We start from the raw sequence: 15258 nt of genomic DNA, 5'->3' as shown, positions 1-15258 counted from the left end.
TGCCCACCCTCACCTCCGCGCTGCGCGCGCTGGTGGAGAAGAACCCGGACGACGCGCAGCTGAGAGGCGACTACGCCCAGGTGCTCGCCTTCTTCCGCGCCTATGACGAGCGCGAGCACACCGCCAGCGCCGAAGCCGCGCTCGCGGCGGAGAGCGCCCCCACCGACGCGCGTCTCCAGGTCCTGGCCGCCAACACGCAGACGGACGACCTCAACGAGCGCCGCCGCTTCCTGGAGGCCGCCGTGAAGGCGGACCCCACCTACGCCCCCGCGCGCCTGGCGCTGGCGGACCACGAGATGGACCGCGGCCACCCGGAGCGCGTGCAGCCGCTGCTCGCCCCCATCCTGGAGCAGGACGACGGCCGCGCCGTGCCGGGCGCGCGCCTGCTCCTCGCCCGCGCGGCGGAAGCCCTGGGCGAGCGCGCCCGGGCGCATGCGCTGGTGGAGGAGGCCTTCCGCCAGCAGCCGCGCGTGCCCCGCGTGGTGCGCGTGGCCGCCGCGGCGTCCCGTCAGATGGGCCGCGACCAGGAGGCCATGGACCGCATGCGCGTGGTGCTGGCGCTGCGCTACGACGACACCAACACGCGCCGGCAGCTGGCCTCCATGCTCGCGGACGCGGGCAAGGTGGACGCCGCCGAGCGCGAGTACGCGAAGCTCACCGACCTGAACCCCTTCGACAACGGCAGCCGCGTGCGGCTGGCGGAGCTGAAGGCCGCCAACGGCGCCGTGGAGGAGGCCACCGCCCTCTTCACCGAGGCCAAGGCCCTCTCTCCGGATGAGCCGGAAGTCTACGAGCGCGAGGGCCGCGCGCTGCTCGCCGCCGGTCAGCGCGAGCCCGCCCTGGCCGCCTTCGAGCGGTCGCTTCAGCTGCGCCCGCAGAACCCCGGCCTCAAGGAGGCCCTGCGCACGCTCAAGGGCGAGTCCGAGAGCGCGGGCACCCAGTACCTCGTGGACGCGAAGCCGCTGTCCAAGGAGGCCGAGGGCTACATGAACGAGGACGCCCTCTACCTCGTGGACAACACCTACGTGCGCGTGCAGAAGAGCGGCCTGTCCAGCCGCATGCAGCAGATGGCCGTGCGCGTGTTCAACCAGCGCGGCGTGGACGCGTTCCGCAGCGTCCCCATCACCTACTCGCCGGACCGTCAGGAGGTGCGCGTGCTGCGCGCCCGCGTGACGAAGCCGGACGGCTCCGTGGTGGACAGCTACGGCGACGCGGACCGCAACATCAACGAGCCCTGGACGGGCATGTACTACGACGCCCGCGCGCGCGTGCTGTCGTTCCCGTCGCTGGCCGCCGGTGACACGCTGGAGCTCACGTACCGCCTGGACGACACCGCGCAGGACAACCTCTTGTCGGACTACTGGGGCGACGTGGAGAGCGTGCAGGGCGTCTACCCGAAGGTGCGCTTCCAGTACGTCGTGGACATGCCCAAGGAGCGGCCGCTGTACTGGAACAAGAGCCGCCTCGCTGGCGTGGAGCAGCAGCAGGAGTCGCCGGAGTCCGGCCGCACCGTGTACCGCTTCGGCGCGAAGCACGTCTCCAAGGTGGTGCCGGAGCCGGGCATGCCGGGCTGGGCGGAGGTCGCCCAGAACCTGCACATCTCCACGTACAAGACGTGGGACCAGGTGGGCCACTACTGGTGGGGCCTGGTGCGCGACCAGCTCCAGCCCAACGCGGAGCTGAAGACCACGGTGGACCAGGTGCTCACCGGCGTGGACCGCAAGGACCAGCTGGCCGTCGTGCGCGCCATCTACTCGTTCGTCGTCACCAACACCCGCTACGTGGCGCTGGAGTTCGGCATCCACGGCTTCAAGCCGTACCGCGTGGACCGTGTGCTGGCGCGCCGCTTCGGTGACTGCAAGGACAAGGCGAGCCTCATCCACTCCATGCTGAAGGTGGCGGGCGTGGACAGCCGGCTGGTGCTGCTGCGCATGCGCAACCTGGGCTCGCTGGACGCGGAGCCCGCGTCGCTGGCGGCCTTCAACCACGCCATCGCGTACGTGCCGAAGTTCGACCTGTACCTGGACGGCACCGCGGAGTTCCACGGCGCCAAGGAGCTTCCGAGCGCGGACCGCGTCGCCAACGTGCTGGTGGTGGACCCCAATGGCACGAGCAACTTCCTCACCACGCCGGAGGCGAAGGCGGACGACAACAAGACGACGCTGGCCATGGACGTGGCGCTGCGTCCGGACGGCGGCGCGGACGTGAAGGGCCAGAGCAGCGTGTCCGGCCAGTCCGCGCCGGACTACCGCCGCGCCTACCGCCCGGAGTCCACGCGCAAGTCCACCTTCGAGCGCGCGTGGGCGCAGAGCTTCCCCGGCCTCACCGTGCGCGAGGTGAAGCTCAGCGACACCACCCGCCTGGATGACGACGTGTCGCTCGACTTCGCCATGGGCATCCCGCGCTACGCGGAGGTGCTGCCCGGCGGCAGCCTGCGCTTCCTGCCCTTCGGCACGGGGCGCACGTATCAGCAGGCGTACGCGTCGCTCGCCGAGCGCCGCTTCGACCTGGTGATGCAGAGCCCCTGGGTGAACACCTTCAAGCTGCGCTACACGCTGCCCGGCGGCTACACCGTCACGGAGCTGCCCCAGGCCGTGGAGGAGACGACGAAGTTCGGCCACGTGAAGCTCAGCTACCGCGTGGAGAACGGCGCGCTCGTCGCCGACGGCGAGGTGGCCCTCTCCGTCGCCCGCATCAAGGCGGACGAGTACCCCCAGTTCCGTGAGTTCCTGGGCCGCGTGGACCGCGCCTTCGGCCGCCGCATCCTGCTCCAGGGTCCGGGGCAGAAGACGGCTTCGCGGTAATCGCGGACAGTCGCGGCGCCTGTCTGGCGCCGCTTCGCACGGAGGGCTTGACCCGGACGCGGCCCTCCGTGCTTAAGCAGAGACATGCACCTTGCACGCGCGCTCGTCCTTGGCTGCCTGCTGGTGGCGGGGGCCGCCACCGCCGCTCCCGTCGTCCAGCTTCCCGAAGGCGGGCGGGCGGTGGAGGTCATCCCCAAGGGCGTGCTGTGCGGCCCGGTGCGCGGCGGCTGGGTGCTGGGGCCCGAGGGCCGCACGCTCAAGCCGCCCACGCGCGCGGAGGAAGCCAGCCGCACGCTGGAGCTGAAGGTCGCCGCGGACGAGGCCGCCTGCGCCACGGCCACCGACACCGTGGTGGTGGTGGCCACCGGGCCCTTCCCTCGCATCGACAGTGCCTCCACCACGTTCTACCCGGACGACGGACGGCTGGAGCTCAAGGGCACCGGCCTGAAGAACGTGTCCATCGTCTGGTCCGGGACGCCCCGGGGCGCGGCGGATCCAAAGACCGCGACGCTGGACGGCCAGGAGGTCTGCCTGGAGCCCAACGGCCCCTCCGAGTGCGCCGTCCCGGTGACGCCCGGCCTGCCCACGGACGCGACGCTGTCGTGGGTTCCCGCCTACGGCCGCAGGGGCGCGGACGTGACGACGTACGACGCCAACGGGCGCTTCCTGGACGACGAATACTTCCGCCTGCGCCCCGGCCGCACCGTGCTCACGCGGCCCCTGGTGCAGTCCTCCGGCGTGGACCTGTCCAAGGGCCCCGGCTACGCGGCGGTGACGCACTCGGAGGCCGTCGCGTCCGTGGACTGCGGCACCGCGCGCTGCGAGGTGACGGAAGGCGCCGTGTCCATCCGCAACGTGCCGGGGCTGAACCCCACGGTGACGCTGCGCCTGCGGCTGGTGCCCCGCGTGTTCTTCGCGAAGGGGGACGCGCTGGAGACGTCCGTCGCGGAGACGCTCCCCGTGCTCGCGTGTCCACTGTCCGCGGTGGAGGGCACGGTGCTGCGCGACGCGGAGGACTCCGGGCTGGTGATGCGCCTGGACGCGGCCTGCGCGCACGACCCGCGCGGCCTGTTGTGGACGGTGAACGGCGCGCGCGTGCGCGTGGAGCGCGTGGTGAAGGCGCAGGACGGCACCTACGTGCTGCTGCGCACCAGCGGCACCAACGAGCCGCAGGTGACCGTCACCGCCATCACGTCGCGCGTGGATGGCACGGTGGTGGCGTCGGAGACGGCGGACACCAAGCCCGTGCCCGACCCTCGCGCGACGCTGGAGCTGCCCGGCCACGGCACCATCGACTTCGTGCCCACCAACCGCCCGGCGGAGGTGACGGTGGCCTCCAATGGCGGCCTGGGCCGCTTCGTGCTGCGGCCGCTGGGCGGCGCGTACACCGTGACGACGCGCGAGTCCGTCACGCTCATCCAGGGCGAGGCCACCGCGGGTGGCTTCGTGTCGCTGCGCTTCGGCTACCGGCTGCCCACGCTGCCGGCGGAGCTGGCCACGTCCGACCTGTTCGTCACCAGCGAGCGCGTGCAGCGCGCCGTGCGCGAGGCCAGCGTGCCCACCAACGTGGAGAACCTGGTGGAGTTCATCTGCGCGGACAAGGAGGGCAACGACGAGAAGCTCGCGCCCAGCCGCCCGCACCGGGTGGACTACGCCATGCGCAACACCTGCCGCGTCATCATCCACCGCGAGCGCCTCACGCCGGAGGAGGGCAACCAGGAGATCACCCTGCGCATCACCGTGACGAAGTCGGACGGCTCCGTCCGGGGCGAGAGCAGCGTGGACCAGCGCCTGTTCCTGCGCCCCAAGGGCGACGTGCGCGTCATCCCCGTGCAGGGCAACCTGGGCCAGTACGACCGCATCCTCGTGCAGGTGGCGCACGTCGCGGATGAATCCCGCTACGCCCTCTCCACGGTGGACCGCACGGGCCTGCCGTCCGCGCAGTGGACCGCCATCGTGCGCGGCGGCATGTTCCGCCTCTACACCATGGCCACCATCCCCGCGGGCCTCTACCGCGCGACGCAGCCCTCGGGACAGCTGGCCGTCAACTTCGGGGTGCTGTCGCGCCTGGCGCTGCTCAACAACGAGGGCCAGGAGCGCCTGCTGGGCATCGAGATGGGTCTGATGGGATTGGGCCTGGTGCCGCAGTCCGGCGACATCCAGTTCCCGCCCACGCTCGCGGCCGTGCTGGGGCTGGGCTTGCGAGTGCCCATCGGCCCGGGCGCGGCGGTGGGCGCGCAGGCGTGGATTGCCCGCGAGTTCCGGGGCGATATCACCCGGCGCACCAACGGAGCCCCGGGCACCGACACCGTGGTGCCCTCCAGCAAGTGGTCCTTCATCTTCGGACCCAGCATCTCCGTGGGCAACGTGGGCTTCAACCTCTGAAGCCCGCGCCGCGCCCCGCGGCTACTTCCCGAGCAGCGCCTTGAGCAACCGCCGCACCTCCGGCGGCCCCTCCACGCGGTACGCCGCGCGCGTGTGCTTGTTGCCCGCGTGCACGGTGATGCCACCCGGGGGCACCGCCGCGAAGAGGTCCTCGTCGGTGACGTCGTCGCCCACGGCCAGCACGCGCACGTCCGGCGCCTCCTGCTTCAGCACCTCCACCACCACCCGGCCCTTGTTGACGCCCTTGGGCCGCACCTCCACCACCCGGTCCCCGGGCAGGATGTGCATGGGCTCCTGGGAGAACTTCTCGAAGAGCAGCAGGCGCAATTCGCGCGCCTGGAGCGCGCCGAACTCCGCGTCCACCCTGCGGTAGTGCCACGCGAGCGACGCCGTCTTCTCCTCCACGAACGAGCCCGTCACCCGCGCCGCGAACGCGTCCAGCACGGGCTTCACCTGGGACTTCCACTCGAAGGACACGCCTGGCAGCGCGTGCCACGGCTGGCCCCGCCGCATGCGCGACCACAGGCCGTGCTCCGCGTGCAGCCCCACGGGCAGTTCGCCGAACCACGCCTCCAGCGTCTCGCGCGGGCGGCCGCTCACGATGTGCACGGACAGGTCCGGCCGGGCGGACAGCTCCTGGAGCAGCGTCATCAACTCCGCGTCCGGCGCGGCCTGCTCCGGCGTGGGCGCGAAGCCCACCAGCGTGCCGTCGTAGTCCAGGAACAGCACCTTCCTGCCCGGCCCCTTCAGCTTGTCCAGGGCGGTCATGCCGTCCGGCAGCGGCGGCTTCTCCGCCACGGAGGGCAGGCCCTGGAGCCGGTCCAGGAAGCTGGCCACCCACCAGTGCACGTCCCGCGTCTTCACGCCCGCGCGCAGGCAGCGCATGCGGTCCTGTCGCTCGGGCTTGGGCATCTCCAGCGCCTGCTCGATGGCGTCCGCCATGCCCTCCACGTCGTAGGGGTTCACCAGCAGCGCGTCGCGCATCTCCGACGCCGCGCCCGCGAACTCGCTGAGCACGAGCACGCCGTCCTCGTCCGGGCGGGCCGCGCAGAACTCCTTGGCCACCAGGTTCATGCCGTCGCGCACGGGCGTCACCAGCATCACGTCCGCGCCCCGGTAGAGGCTCACCAGCTGCTTCTCGTTGAGCGACCGGTAGAGGTAGTGCACGGGCGTGCTGTGCACGGTGCCGTAGAGGCCGTTGATGCGGCCCACGATTTCGTCCACCGTCTCGCGGTACTCGGCATAGGCCTGCACCTGCGTGCGGCTGGGGACGGCCACCTGGATGAAGCGCAGGCGCCCGCGCAGGGACGGTTCGCGCTCCAGCACGCGCTGCACCGCGAGCAGGCGCCGGGGAATGCCCTTGGTGTAGTCCAGCCGGTCGATGCCCACGAGCAGCCGCTCGCCGCGGGAGCGCTCCTGCAGCGTCTTCACCTCGTCCAGCACCCCGGGCTCTCCCGCCAGCGTCTCGAAGGCGGTGGCGTCGATGCCCATGGGGAAGGCGCCCACGCGCACCTCGCGCCCCTGGAAGAGGACGCGGTCGATGTCCGTGTCCAGCCCCAGGTGCCTGAGCAGCGTGCCGGAGAAGTGCCGCACGTAGCTCACCGCGTGGAAGCCGATGAGGTCCGCGCCCAGCAGGCCCTTGAGCAGCTCCCCGCGCCGGGGCAGCGTGCTGAAGATTTCAGACGACGGGAACGGGATGTGGTGGAAGTAGCCGATGCGCGCCTGGGGCAGGCGCTGGCGCAGCATCCCGGGCACCAGCATGAGCTGGTAGTCATGCACCCAGATGGTGTCGCCCGGCTGGTAGTGCTTCGCGGCCAGGTCGGCGAAGCGCTCGTTCGCCTTGCGGTACGCGTCCCAGTCCCGGTCCTGCCGGGGGACGCGGTCCAGCATGTAGTGGCACAGCGGCCAGAGCACCCGGTTGGAATAGCCCTCGTAGAAGCGGCTGACCTCGCTGGCGGAGAGGTACAGCGGCACGCAGCGCAGGTCCGACAGCTGCTTCTCCACCTGCGAGCGCTGGGCGTCCGTCAGCCGGGAGACATCTCCGGGCCAGCCGATCCACAGGCCTCCGGAGCGCTCATGCGGGCGGCTGAGGCCGGTGGCGAGCCCCCCGGCGCTCCGCACCACGGAGACGGAATCCTTCTCCGCCTTGACGGTGACGGGAAGACGGTTCGAGACGAGCAGGAGTCGAGCCATAGACCCACTAGCTCTATTCACCCCCTGCGGAAATGGCTACCACCTTCCGTGCCGGGCTGACGGTTACCGGCCCCTGCCCCGCCCGAGTCCAGCCGAGCCGGGCCAGCAGCGCGGGCTCCCTGCCGGCCTTCCAGATGAAGGCATCCAGCACGTAGTGCGTGGCCTGCGGCAGTGCAAGCAGCGGCACCACGAGCGCCAGCACATCGGCCTCCAGGACAGGTCCACTGTCGCCAAACAACACCGGGCGGTCGTGCCACACGAGCACGTCCCACAGCCCCTCCTCCAGCAGCGCCAGCACGCCGAGGAACAGCAGGAAGCCGGGCAGCCCCGCGCGCAGGAGCACGCCCAGGCCGCCGAAGCCCCCTTCCGCGTGGCGCCCGCGCGCGTAGCGGAACAGGAGCGCGAAGTACGGCACGCCGTGCAGCACCACGTTCATCACCGTGAAGGCGAAGTCGTCCCGCGCGAGCACGATGCCGCCGAACCACGCCACCCACGTGGCCACCACCAGCAACACCTTGCCGGCCTGCACGCCTTCGCCCCGTGCGATGCGCAAGGCCTGGAAGCCCGCCCACAGCGTCAGCACCGCCGCGTGCGCGCCCAGCGCCACGGTGCCCGCCCACGCGGGGAGCCCGGCGAGGAAGTCGTTCTCCACGAACCACCAGAAGGCGCGGGGCAGGTTCGCGTGCCACCAGACGACGGGCCCCAGCGTGGCGGCGTAGACGGCCGCCGCGTCCAGGCGGTGCTCGAAGGGGGACACGCGCGCCTTGCGGCCATAGAGCGCCACCCAGCCGTACTGCTGGCGGATGAAGTGGAACAGCGCCACGTACGCGAACAGGCTCCAGAACGCGGCGGGCGAGGCCATGTACGCGAAGACGCCCACCGCGTACGCGGCGAGCGGCGCGCCCACGTAGAGGCCCGGGCGGCGCGACACCTCCTCGCCGTCCAGGTACGTGCGGAACAGCGTGGACCAGACGTGCGCCACGTCCACGCCCACCACGAACAGGAGCCACGCCCACGCGGGCGTGTCCCCCACCGCCCCCAGCCACGGCGCGGCCAGCACGAAGGCCACCGACACGAGCGCGCTGCCGGCGAACACGGTGAGGTCCACGCCACGGCCGAACAGCCAGGCCTGCGCGGGCGAGAGGAGACGGGGCATCGGGACCACGAGCCTACCAGCCCTCCCGCGACGCGCATTCCCTCGCGGCCCTCACACCAGCCCTTCGCGCACCAGCCCCTCCGCGCTGGCCAGCACCGCCTCCGCCGCGGGGCGTGCCCGCCAGCCCAGCAGCCGCGCTGCCTTGGCGGTGCTGAACTCGCGCCGCACGCCCAGGTTGCTCACGAGCTGGCGGAGCTCCGGGTCGAACAGGGCACCGAAGCGCACCAGGAGGTCCGGCGCCATCCGCGTGGACACCTTCGCGGCGCGTGCCCCCAGGTGCTCCCGCAGCAGCCGGGCGACGTCGGAAAGCCAGAGGAAGTCGCTCGTCGCGGCGAAGCGCTGTCCCGCGGCCTCCGGCGCCGTCATGGCCTTCAGGTGCAGGTCCACCAGGTCGCGCACGTCCACGATGGTGAAGCCCAGCCTCGGCAGCCGGGACATCTGCCCGCGCAGCATCCGCGCCAGCATCTCCAGCGACCCGGAGACGTCCTGGCCCATCACCGGCCCCTGGATGACGGAGGGCAGCACCGTGCTCAGCGTCATCGCGCCGCCCGCCTGTTTCACGAAGGCCCACGCGTCCTGCTCCGCCAGCGTCTTGGAATGCGCGTAATGATTCACGCCCTTCTGGGTGAGGTCCGTCCACACGGTCTCATCCGTGGGCGGGGCGCCGTCGCCAGGAGGCCCGGACGGAAGCGCGGCCATCAGCGTGGACGTCATCACCACCCGCTTCACGCCTGCCTTCGCGCCCGCCTTCAGCACCCGCAGCGTGCCCTCGCGCGCGGGGCGGATGAGGTCCTGGTCCTTGAACTCGCCCACCGCCATGGGGGACGCGGTGTGCAGGATGAAGTCCGCCCCTTCCGCCGCCCGGGCCCAGCCCTCGTCCGCCAGCAGGTTCGCGGCGAAGACGGAGAGCCGGTCTTCCGGGTCCACCTGCCGGCCGATGTCCGCCCGGAGCGCACTCTCCCGCGCCAGGCTCCGCACCGTGGTCCGCACCCGGTAGCCCTGCTTCAACAGGGCCACCACCGTCCAACCTCCCAGGTAGCCGGAGCCTCCGGTCACGAGCACCGTTTCGGCCTTCGAGTCCTTGCGCATGGTCCAACCCGCCTCATCCTGCTCCCAGGGGAGTAGGTTTCAAAAGGAGAGTGGGTATATGTTGGTAACTTCGGCGCACTTCAAGAAGGCACCTTCGTGAAACTCGGTAACCTCGACCTCCCCTCGGAGGTCTGCCGCTCCGTCGGGGACGTGCTCGGCCGCATTGGCGACAAGTGGTCCGTGCTGGTCATCGTGATGCTGGCGGAGCACCCGCTGCGCTTCAGCGAGCTGCGCCGGTCCATTGGCACCGTGTCGCAGAAGATGCTCACGGCCACGCTGCGCGGACTGGAGCGCGACGGCTACCTCACCCGCACCGTCACACCCAGCATCCCACCGCGCGTGGACTACGCGCTCACGGAGATGGGCCGCGACGTGCTGGTGCCCCTCAACGCGTTGGCGCAATGGGCGCTCGCGCGCCGCGAGCAGGTGGAGGCCGCGCGCCGTGCCTATGACGCGAAGGCGGAGAACACGGCGTCCCCGGACGAGGCGACAGGCGAGTCCGCGTAGCCTTCGCGGGCGAGAGGAGACGGGGCATCGGAAAGCGGAGGATAGCAAACCTCCGGCCCTGCCCCGGTCTTGGAGCACCCACCTGACTTACCCGGTATTCGGCCAATCCCTTGCATTTGAGCAGGGATTGAGGCGCCAACGGCTCGCACCCGGGAGCCAGGACCCGGCGTGTGTGTGATTCCCCATGGCCAAACCGTTAGGCTTTGGCCCCGGCGCGCCCTCCTTCCCGGCGGTTTCCCTTCGGAGGGGCGCCTCTCCACATCCATGCGCCACGCCTCACCGGTTCCGGCCTTCCGGGACGCGACGTCCTCCGTGCTGCTCTGTCTCCTCCTCGCCGCGCTTCCGGCCCTGGGCGCCGAGCGCGCGGGGCCCTGGGAGGGTCCGGCCTTCACGGCCTCCGCCTCCGCCATGGCCGCCAGCGCCGCCAGGCTTCCCGCGCCCGCCGGGGGCGGCGACGTGGAGGTGCTGCTGCGGGAGGGGAACTACCAGGAGCTGGGCCCCCACCGCTGGCGCACCACCCAGCGCAACGTCTTCCGCATCCTCACCGCCGCGGGCGTGCGCGAGTGGGCCGAGGCCCGCGCCGAGTGGTCCCCCTGGCGCCAGCAGCGCCCCGTCCTGCGCGCCCGCGTCATCACGCCGGATGGGAAGGAGCACCCGCTGGATGAAGGGACGCTGCACGACGCGCCGGTGGAGGACGCGGCGCCGGACGTCTACAGCGACACCCGCGCGTTGCGCGCGCCGCTGCCCTCGCTCCGGCCCGGCAGCGTCGTGGAGGTGGAGTCGGTGGTGGAGGACACGCAGGCGTTCTTCGACGCGGGCGTCGTCACGCACTTCTACTTCGCCAGCCCCGTGCCCGTGCGCAAGGTGCGCCTGGTCATCGACGTGGCCCCCGCCACCCAGCTCGCGCTGCGCGTCCAGGGCCTGCCGCTGGAGCCGCTGCCGCAGCACCAGTCCGACCGCAAGCGGCTGACCTTCGAGGGCGGGCCCTACGCCGCCGTGACGCCCCTGGAGGCGGACCTGCCCGCGGCCCAGGCCTTCCAGCCGCACGTGGCCTTCTCCACGGGCCGCTCCTGGAACGAGGTGGCCCGGGCCTACGACGGCATCGTGGAGCAGCAGCTGGACGGCGCGTCGCTCCAGGCCCGGGCCCGCGCGCTCGCGAAGGGCTCCAAGGACCGCCGCGTCGTGGCGCAGCGGATGCTGGAGGAGGTGCGCGAGTCGGTGCGCTACACCGGCCTGGAGTTCGGCGCCGCCGCCATCGTCCCCGCCCCGCCGAAGCAGGTGCTCGCGCGCCAGTACGGCGACTGCAAGGAGATGTCCACGCTGCTCGTGGGGCTGCTGCGCGGCGCGGGCATCCCCGCCCACGTGGCGCTGGTGCGCTCCGGGCGCGAGGACGTTCCGGAGCTGCCGGGCATGGGCTTCTTCAACCACGCCATCGTCCACGTGCCCGGCACGCCCGCGCTGTGGATCGACCCCACGGACCCGGGCGCGGAGGCCGGCATGCTCGCGCCGGAGCTGCAGGGGCGCCACGCGCTGGTGGCCGCGCCGGACACCCAGGGCCTCACCGTCATCGACGAGGCGCCCGCGGCGGCCAACACCGCCCTCTTCACCCGCACCGTGGAGTTGTCCGACGAGGGTCCGGCCCGCGTGAAGGAGACGCGCGAGCTGTCGGGCTCGCTGGCGGTGCAGTACCGCCGCATGCTGCGCGCGGTGCGGCCGGACGACCTGCGCCGCAACCTGGAGGCGCTCGCCACCGCGCAGTACCAGGGACAGCTGGAGGGGATGAAGCACACGTCGCTGGAGGAGGGCACCGGCCCCTTCCGGCTGGAGCTGGACGTCGCGTCCGCGCGCTTCGCCACCACGGGCTGGCGCAGCGTGCGCGTGCCCCTGCGGCTCGACTCGCCCCTGGCGTGGCTGCCGGACTCGCTGGACGACGTGCGGGAGCTGCTCCCGGACGAACTGGGCCGCAAGCCCGCCCAGCCCGCGAAGCGCAAGGCGGACCTGGTGCTGCCGGTGGCCTACCGCGCGGAGGTGCGCTACCGCCTGCGTCCCCCGCGGGGCTTCGGCGTGCGGACCGTCCCCCGCGACGAGACGCTGTCCCTGGGGCCCGCCACGCTCGCGCTGGGCTACACGCGTGAATCCGACGGCGGCCTCACCGCCACCTTCCGCTTCGACACCGTGAAGCGCCGCTACACGCCGGACGAGGTGACGGCGTTCCGCGCCGCGCTGGCCACGTTCGCGCACCGGGCGCCGCTGGAGGTGGAGCTCGAGGACCGGGGCGCGCGGCTGGTGGAGGCGGGCCGGGTGAAGGACGGCCTGGACCTCTACGAGAAGCGGCTCGCGTCGCGCGAGGGCCCGGCGCAGGTGCGCGCGCGCTATGCCGGCACGCTGCTGCGGCTGGGCTTTGGCGCGCAGGCCCGCGTCGAGGCGCGCCGGGCGGTGGAGCAGCAGCCGTCCTCGCCGCTGGTCCACCACGTGCTCGCGTGGGTGTTGCAGCATGACGCCCAGGGCCAGCGGCTGCGGCCGGGCGCGGACCTGGAGGGCGCCGTGGCGTCGTGCCGCAAGGCCATCGCGCTGGAGCCGGACAACGTCGCCGCGAACGTGCTCCTGGCGGACCTGCTGGAGCACAACCGCGACGGCGAGCACTTCGGCCGGGGCGCCCCCCTGGCCGAGGCCGTGGCCACGTGGCGCCACCTGCGCGACGACCTGGGCGCGCGGGACGTGGACGACCGGCTCATCACGGCGCTGTTCCGCTCGGGCGCCACCGCCGAGGCGCTGGAGGCCGCGCGCGCCGCCGCGCCCTCCGACCTTCGCGCGAACGTGCTGGTGATGACCACCGCGGAGCGCCAGGGCGTCGCGGAGGCCATCGCGGAGGCGGACCGCGAGTTCGAGGGACCGGACGCGCGCCGTCAGGCATTGGCGCTCGCGGGCAACCACCTGCTCACGCGCGGCCGCGCGGACGTGGCGGTGAAGCTCTTCGAGGCGGCGCTCAAGAACGCCTACGACCCGGACCGCCAGTTCCAGCTGGAGCTGGCGAAGAACGCCCGCGACGGCAAGAACGCGAAGGAGGAGAAGGGACCGGAGGCGCTGGTGCGCCGCATCGTCAAGGCGGCCTGGACGTCGCGCGACGTGAAGGACTTCAAGGCCGCCATCCGCCCGCTCATGTCCAACCGCGACCGCGAGGACAGCACGCTGGCCCGGAAGCTGGAGCTGCTCCACGCGCAGGCCTCGCGCTTCGCGCGGACCTCCCTGGACTCCGTGGGCGAGTCCTCCATGGCGGACCTGGCGGTGGCGGCGCTCGACCTCAAGGCGGAGGGACAGGAGAAGGTCGGCTACCGGGTGCGGCTGAAGTTCCTGCTGGGCGCGCAGGTGTACGAGGACACCTGGTACGTCGTGACGGAGAGCAACCAGCTGCGCCTGCTGGGCTCCGTGACGGATCCGCGTCCGCTGGGCGCGGAGGCGCTGCGATGGCTGGACGCCGGCCGGCTCAAGGAGGCCCTGGTGTGGATTGCATGGGCCGTGGCGGACACGCGCGAGGTGGCGCCGGGCGGCCTGTCGCCCCTGGCCTCCTTCGCGAACACGCTGCGGGGCTTCTCCGGGGCGGAGGGCGTGACGCACCTGCGCGCCGCGTGCGCCTACCTGGGCGCGAGCACCGGCGACGCGCGCGTGCTCGCCGCGCTGCGGGCCCAGGCGCAGTACGCGTCGGGCGAGGAGCGGCACCGGCTGATGATGGCGCTGGCGGTGGCCCTGCGCGCGAACGGCCGCGACCCGGACGCGGAGGGCATCCTGGACGAGGTGCGCTCGGACGTGCCGCAGTCCGCGGAGGCCTTCTGGCTCAAGCGCGAGCTGCTCGCGGAGCGCGGCCGGTGGGCGGAGCTGCGCCAGGTGGCGGAGAGCCGGCTCGCGCTGCTGCACACGGACGGCCTGGGCCTGGAGTCGCTGATGGTGGCCTCCCTGAACCTGGGGGACTGGGCGAACCTGACGCAGGCCACGAGCGAGCTGATGGACGCGGGGACCGCGGGCCCGGAGGCGTACCGCACGCTGGCCTGGGCCGCGCTGCACCGCGGCCGGGTGACGTCCGAGGACATCGCGTGGGCCCAGAAGGCCGTGCGCCTGGGCGCGGAGGGAGACACGAAGCCCACCGCCCTGCTCGCCGCGCTGCTGGTGGAGTCCGGCAAGCTGGTGGAGGCGCGCAAGCTGGTGGACGACGCCGTGGACCAGGGCGGCGCGGAGGTCGCCACGGACGCGGGCCTGCTCTACGCCAAGGCCCGGCTGGCGGAGGCCTTCGGGCTGGCGGAGGCGGCCCGGGGCCTCTACCGCGCCGTGCCCGCCGACGACACCGCCGACACGCGCTCGTTCCACCGGCTGGCGCAGGCACGCCTCCACCGGGGTCGCGGCGGCGCGGCCCTCACGTCCGCGTCCCGGACCGAGTGAGCGACCCGCTCACAGACCCTCCGTGAGGCCCACCCCCTGCGGTTTTCCACGAGGGTCCGCCACCACCGGTGGCGTGCTGCCGGGTCAGAAAATGCGACCGGTAGCGGCCCCAGCGGACAGCCGCCGTGGAATCTTCCTGAGACAAAGGTATGGCTCAAAGACAACAACCCGACACGCGTGACTAACTTGCAAGGATTTCCTTTCCGGGCGTTATCATGGACGTTGTCACACAGGCGCAGGGCCGACCGTGGAGGCTTTCATGTCCGGAATGGCGATGATGGATGGCATTGTTCACACCGCGGATCTTGAGTGGAAGCCGCTCGGGCCTGGAACCGCCTACCGCCTGCTGCGCGTGAGCGCGGAGACGGGCGTGTGGAGCGCCATCCTGAAGATGGAGAAGGGCGCCGTCTTCGCGCCGCACAAGCACCTGGGCCCGGCGGAGATCTTCATCCTCTCCGGCTCGACGCAGGACCGCCTGGGCATCACCCGCCCGGGCGACTACGAGTTCGAGCCGCTGGGCGCCGAGCACCCCGCCACCACGGCGCTGGAGGAGTCGCTCATCCACTTCACCGCGCACGGTCCCATCGCGTTCCACGACGACAAGGGCCGCATCGTGATGCTGCTGGACTCGGAGTTCTTCCTGAAGGAGCAGCAGCAGGCGCCGCAGTACAGCGTCAAGAAGGCGGCCTGACG

Annotated in this window: 8 protein-coding genes; 5 read left to right on the top strand and 3 right to left on the bottom strand. The window is 72.2% G+C overall.

Features of this window, described 5'->3' with window-relative positions; translation table 11 throughout:
- Nucleotides 1-2804 (top strand): DUF3857 domain-containing protein (locus D7W79_RS10445; protein ID WP_120525208.1); only part of this gene is annotated, 2804 nt, incomplete at its 5' end.
- A gap of 84 nt (nucleotides 2805-2888) precedes the next feature.
- Complete coding sequence (locus D7W79_RS10440; protein ID WP_208729686.1) at nucleotides 2889-5189, top strand: hypothetical protein; 2301 nt, start codon at nucleotides 2889-2891, stop codon at nucleotides 5187-5189.
- 21 nt (nucleotides 5190-5210) lie between these two features.
- On the opposite strand, the gene D7W79_RS10435 is transcribed toward D7W79_RS10440, so the two are convergent.
- From D7W79_RS10435 to D7W79_RS10425, 3 genes are read right to left on the bottom strand one after another with little or no spacing between them, the layout of a single operon-like run.
- Nucleotides 5211-7382: a bifunctional alpha,alpha-trehalose-phosphate synthase (UDP-forming)/trehalose-phosphatase gene (locus D7W79_RS10435; RefSeq protein ID WP_120525207.1), complete on the bottom strand. Its 2172-nt coding sequence runs from the start codon at nucleotides 7380-7382 to the stop codon at nucleotides 5211-5213.
- A gap of 13 nt (nucleotides 7383-7395) precedes the next feature.
- Entirely contained in the window at nucleotides 7396-8538 is a 1143-nt protein-coding gene (locus D7W79_RS10430) for a hypothetical protein (protein ID WP_120525206.1), read from the bottom strand.
- A 51-nt stretch (nucleotides 8539-8589) separates the two neighbouring features.
- A complete protein-coding gene (locus tag D7W79_RS10425; protein ID WP_120525205.1) occupies nucleotides 8590-9627 on the bottom strand; it encodes an NAD-dependent epimerase/dehydratase family protein in 1038 nt (345 codons plus the stop codon).
- 96 nt (nucleotides 9628-9723) lie between these two features.
- Between D7W79_RS10425 and D7W79_RS10420 the strand changes: the two genes are divergently transcribed.
- The 3 genes from D7W79_RS10420 (at nucleotide 9724) to D7W79_RS10410 (ending at nucleotide 15256) form a co-directional block, all read left to right on the top strand.
- The gene (locus D7W79_RS10420) at nucleotides 9724-10134 is read left to right on the top strand and encodes a winged helix-turn-helix transcriptional regulator (protein WP_167497685.1); all 411 of its coding nucleotides are present in this window, start codon (nucleotides 9724-9726) and stop codon (nucleotides 10132-10134) included.
- A gap of 264 nt (nucleotides 10135-10398) precedes the next feature.
- Nucleotides 10399-14565, top strand: coding sequence for a DUF3857 domain-containing protein (locus tag D7W79_RS10415; protein ID WP_120525204.1), 4167 nt, complete (start codon nucleotides 10399-10401; stop codon nucleotides 14563-14565).
- Between the two features lie 259 nt (nucleotides 14566-14824).
- Nucleotides 14825-15256, top strand: coding sequence for a cupin domain-containing protein (locus tag D7W79_RS10410; protein ID WP_120525203.1), 432 nt, complete (start codon nucleotides 14825-14827; stop codon nucleotides 15254-15256).
- Nucleotides 15257-15258 lie beyond the last annotated feature (2 nt).

It is taken from the genome of Corallococcus exercitus, assembly GCF_003611585.1.
Lineage (GTDB): Bacteria > Myxococcota > Myxococcia > Myxococcales > Myxococcaceae > Corallococcus > Corallococcus exercitus.
This window is presented reverse-complemented; position numbering and strand designations above follow the sequence as displayed.

Bases quoted from the DNA above. Each gene is read 5' to 3' on its own strand.
- D7W79_RS10440 (WP_208729686.1), top strand. From the start codon at position 2,889: ATGCACCTTGCACGCGCGCTCGTCCTTGGCTGCCTGCTGGTGGCGGGG.
- D7W79_RS10435 (WP_120525207.1), bottom strand. From the start codon at position 7,382: ATGGCTCGACTCCTGCTCGTCTCGAACCGTCTTCCCGTCACCGTCAAG.
- D7W79_RS10430 (WP_120525206.1), bottom strand. From the start codon at position 8,538: ATGCCCCGTCTCCTCTCGCCCGCGCAGGCCTGGCTGTTCGGCCGTGGC.
- D7W79_RS10425 (WP_120525205.1), bottom strand. From the start codon at position 9,627: ATGCGCAAGGACTCGAAGGCCGAAACGGTGCTCGTGACCGGAGGCTCC.
- D7W79_RS10415 (WP_120525204.1), top strand. From the start codon at position 10,399: ATGCGCCACGCCTCACCGGTTCCGGCCTTCCGGGACGCGACGTCCTCC.
- D7W79_RS10410 (WP_120525203.1), top strand. From the start codon at position 14,825: ATGTCCGGAATGGCGATGATGGATGGCATTGTTCACACCGCGGATCTT.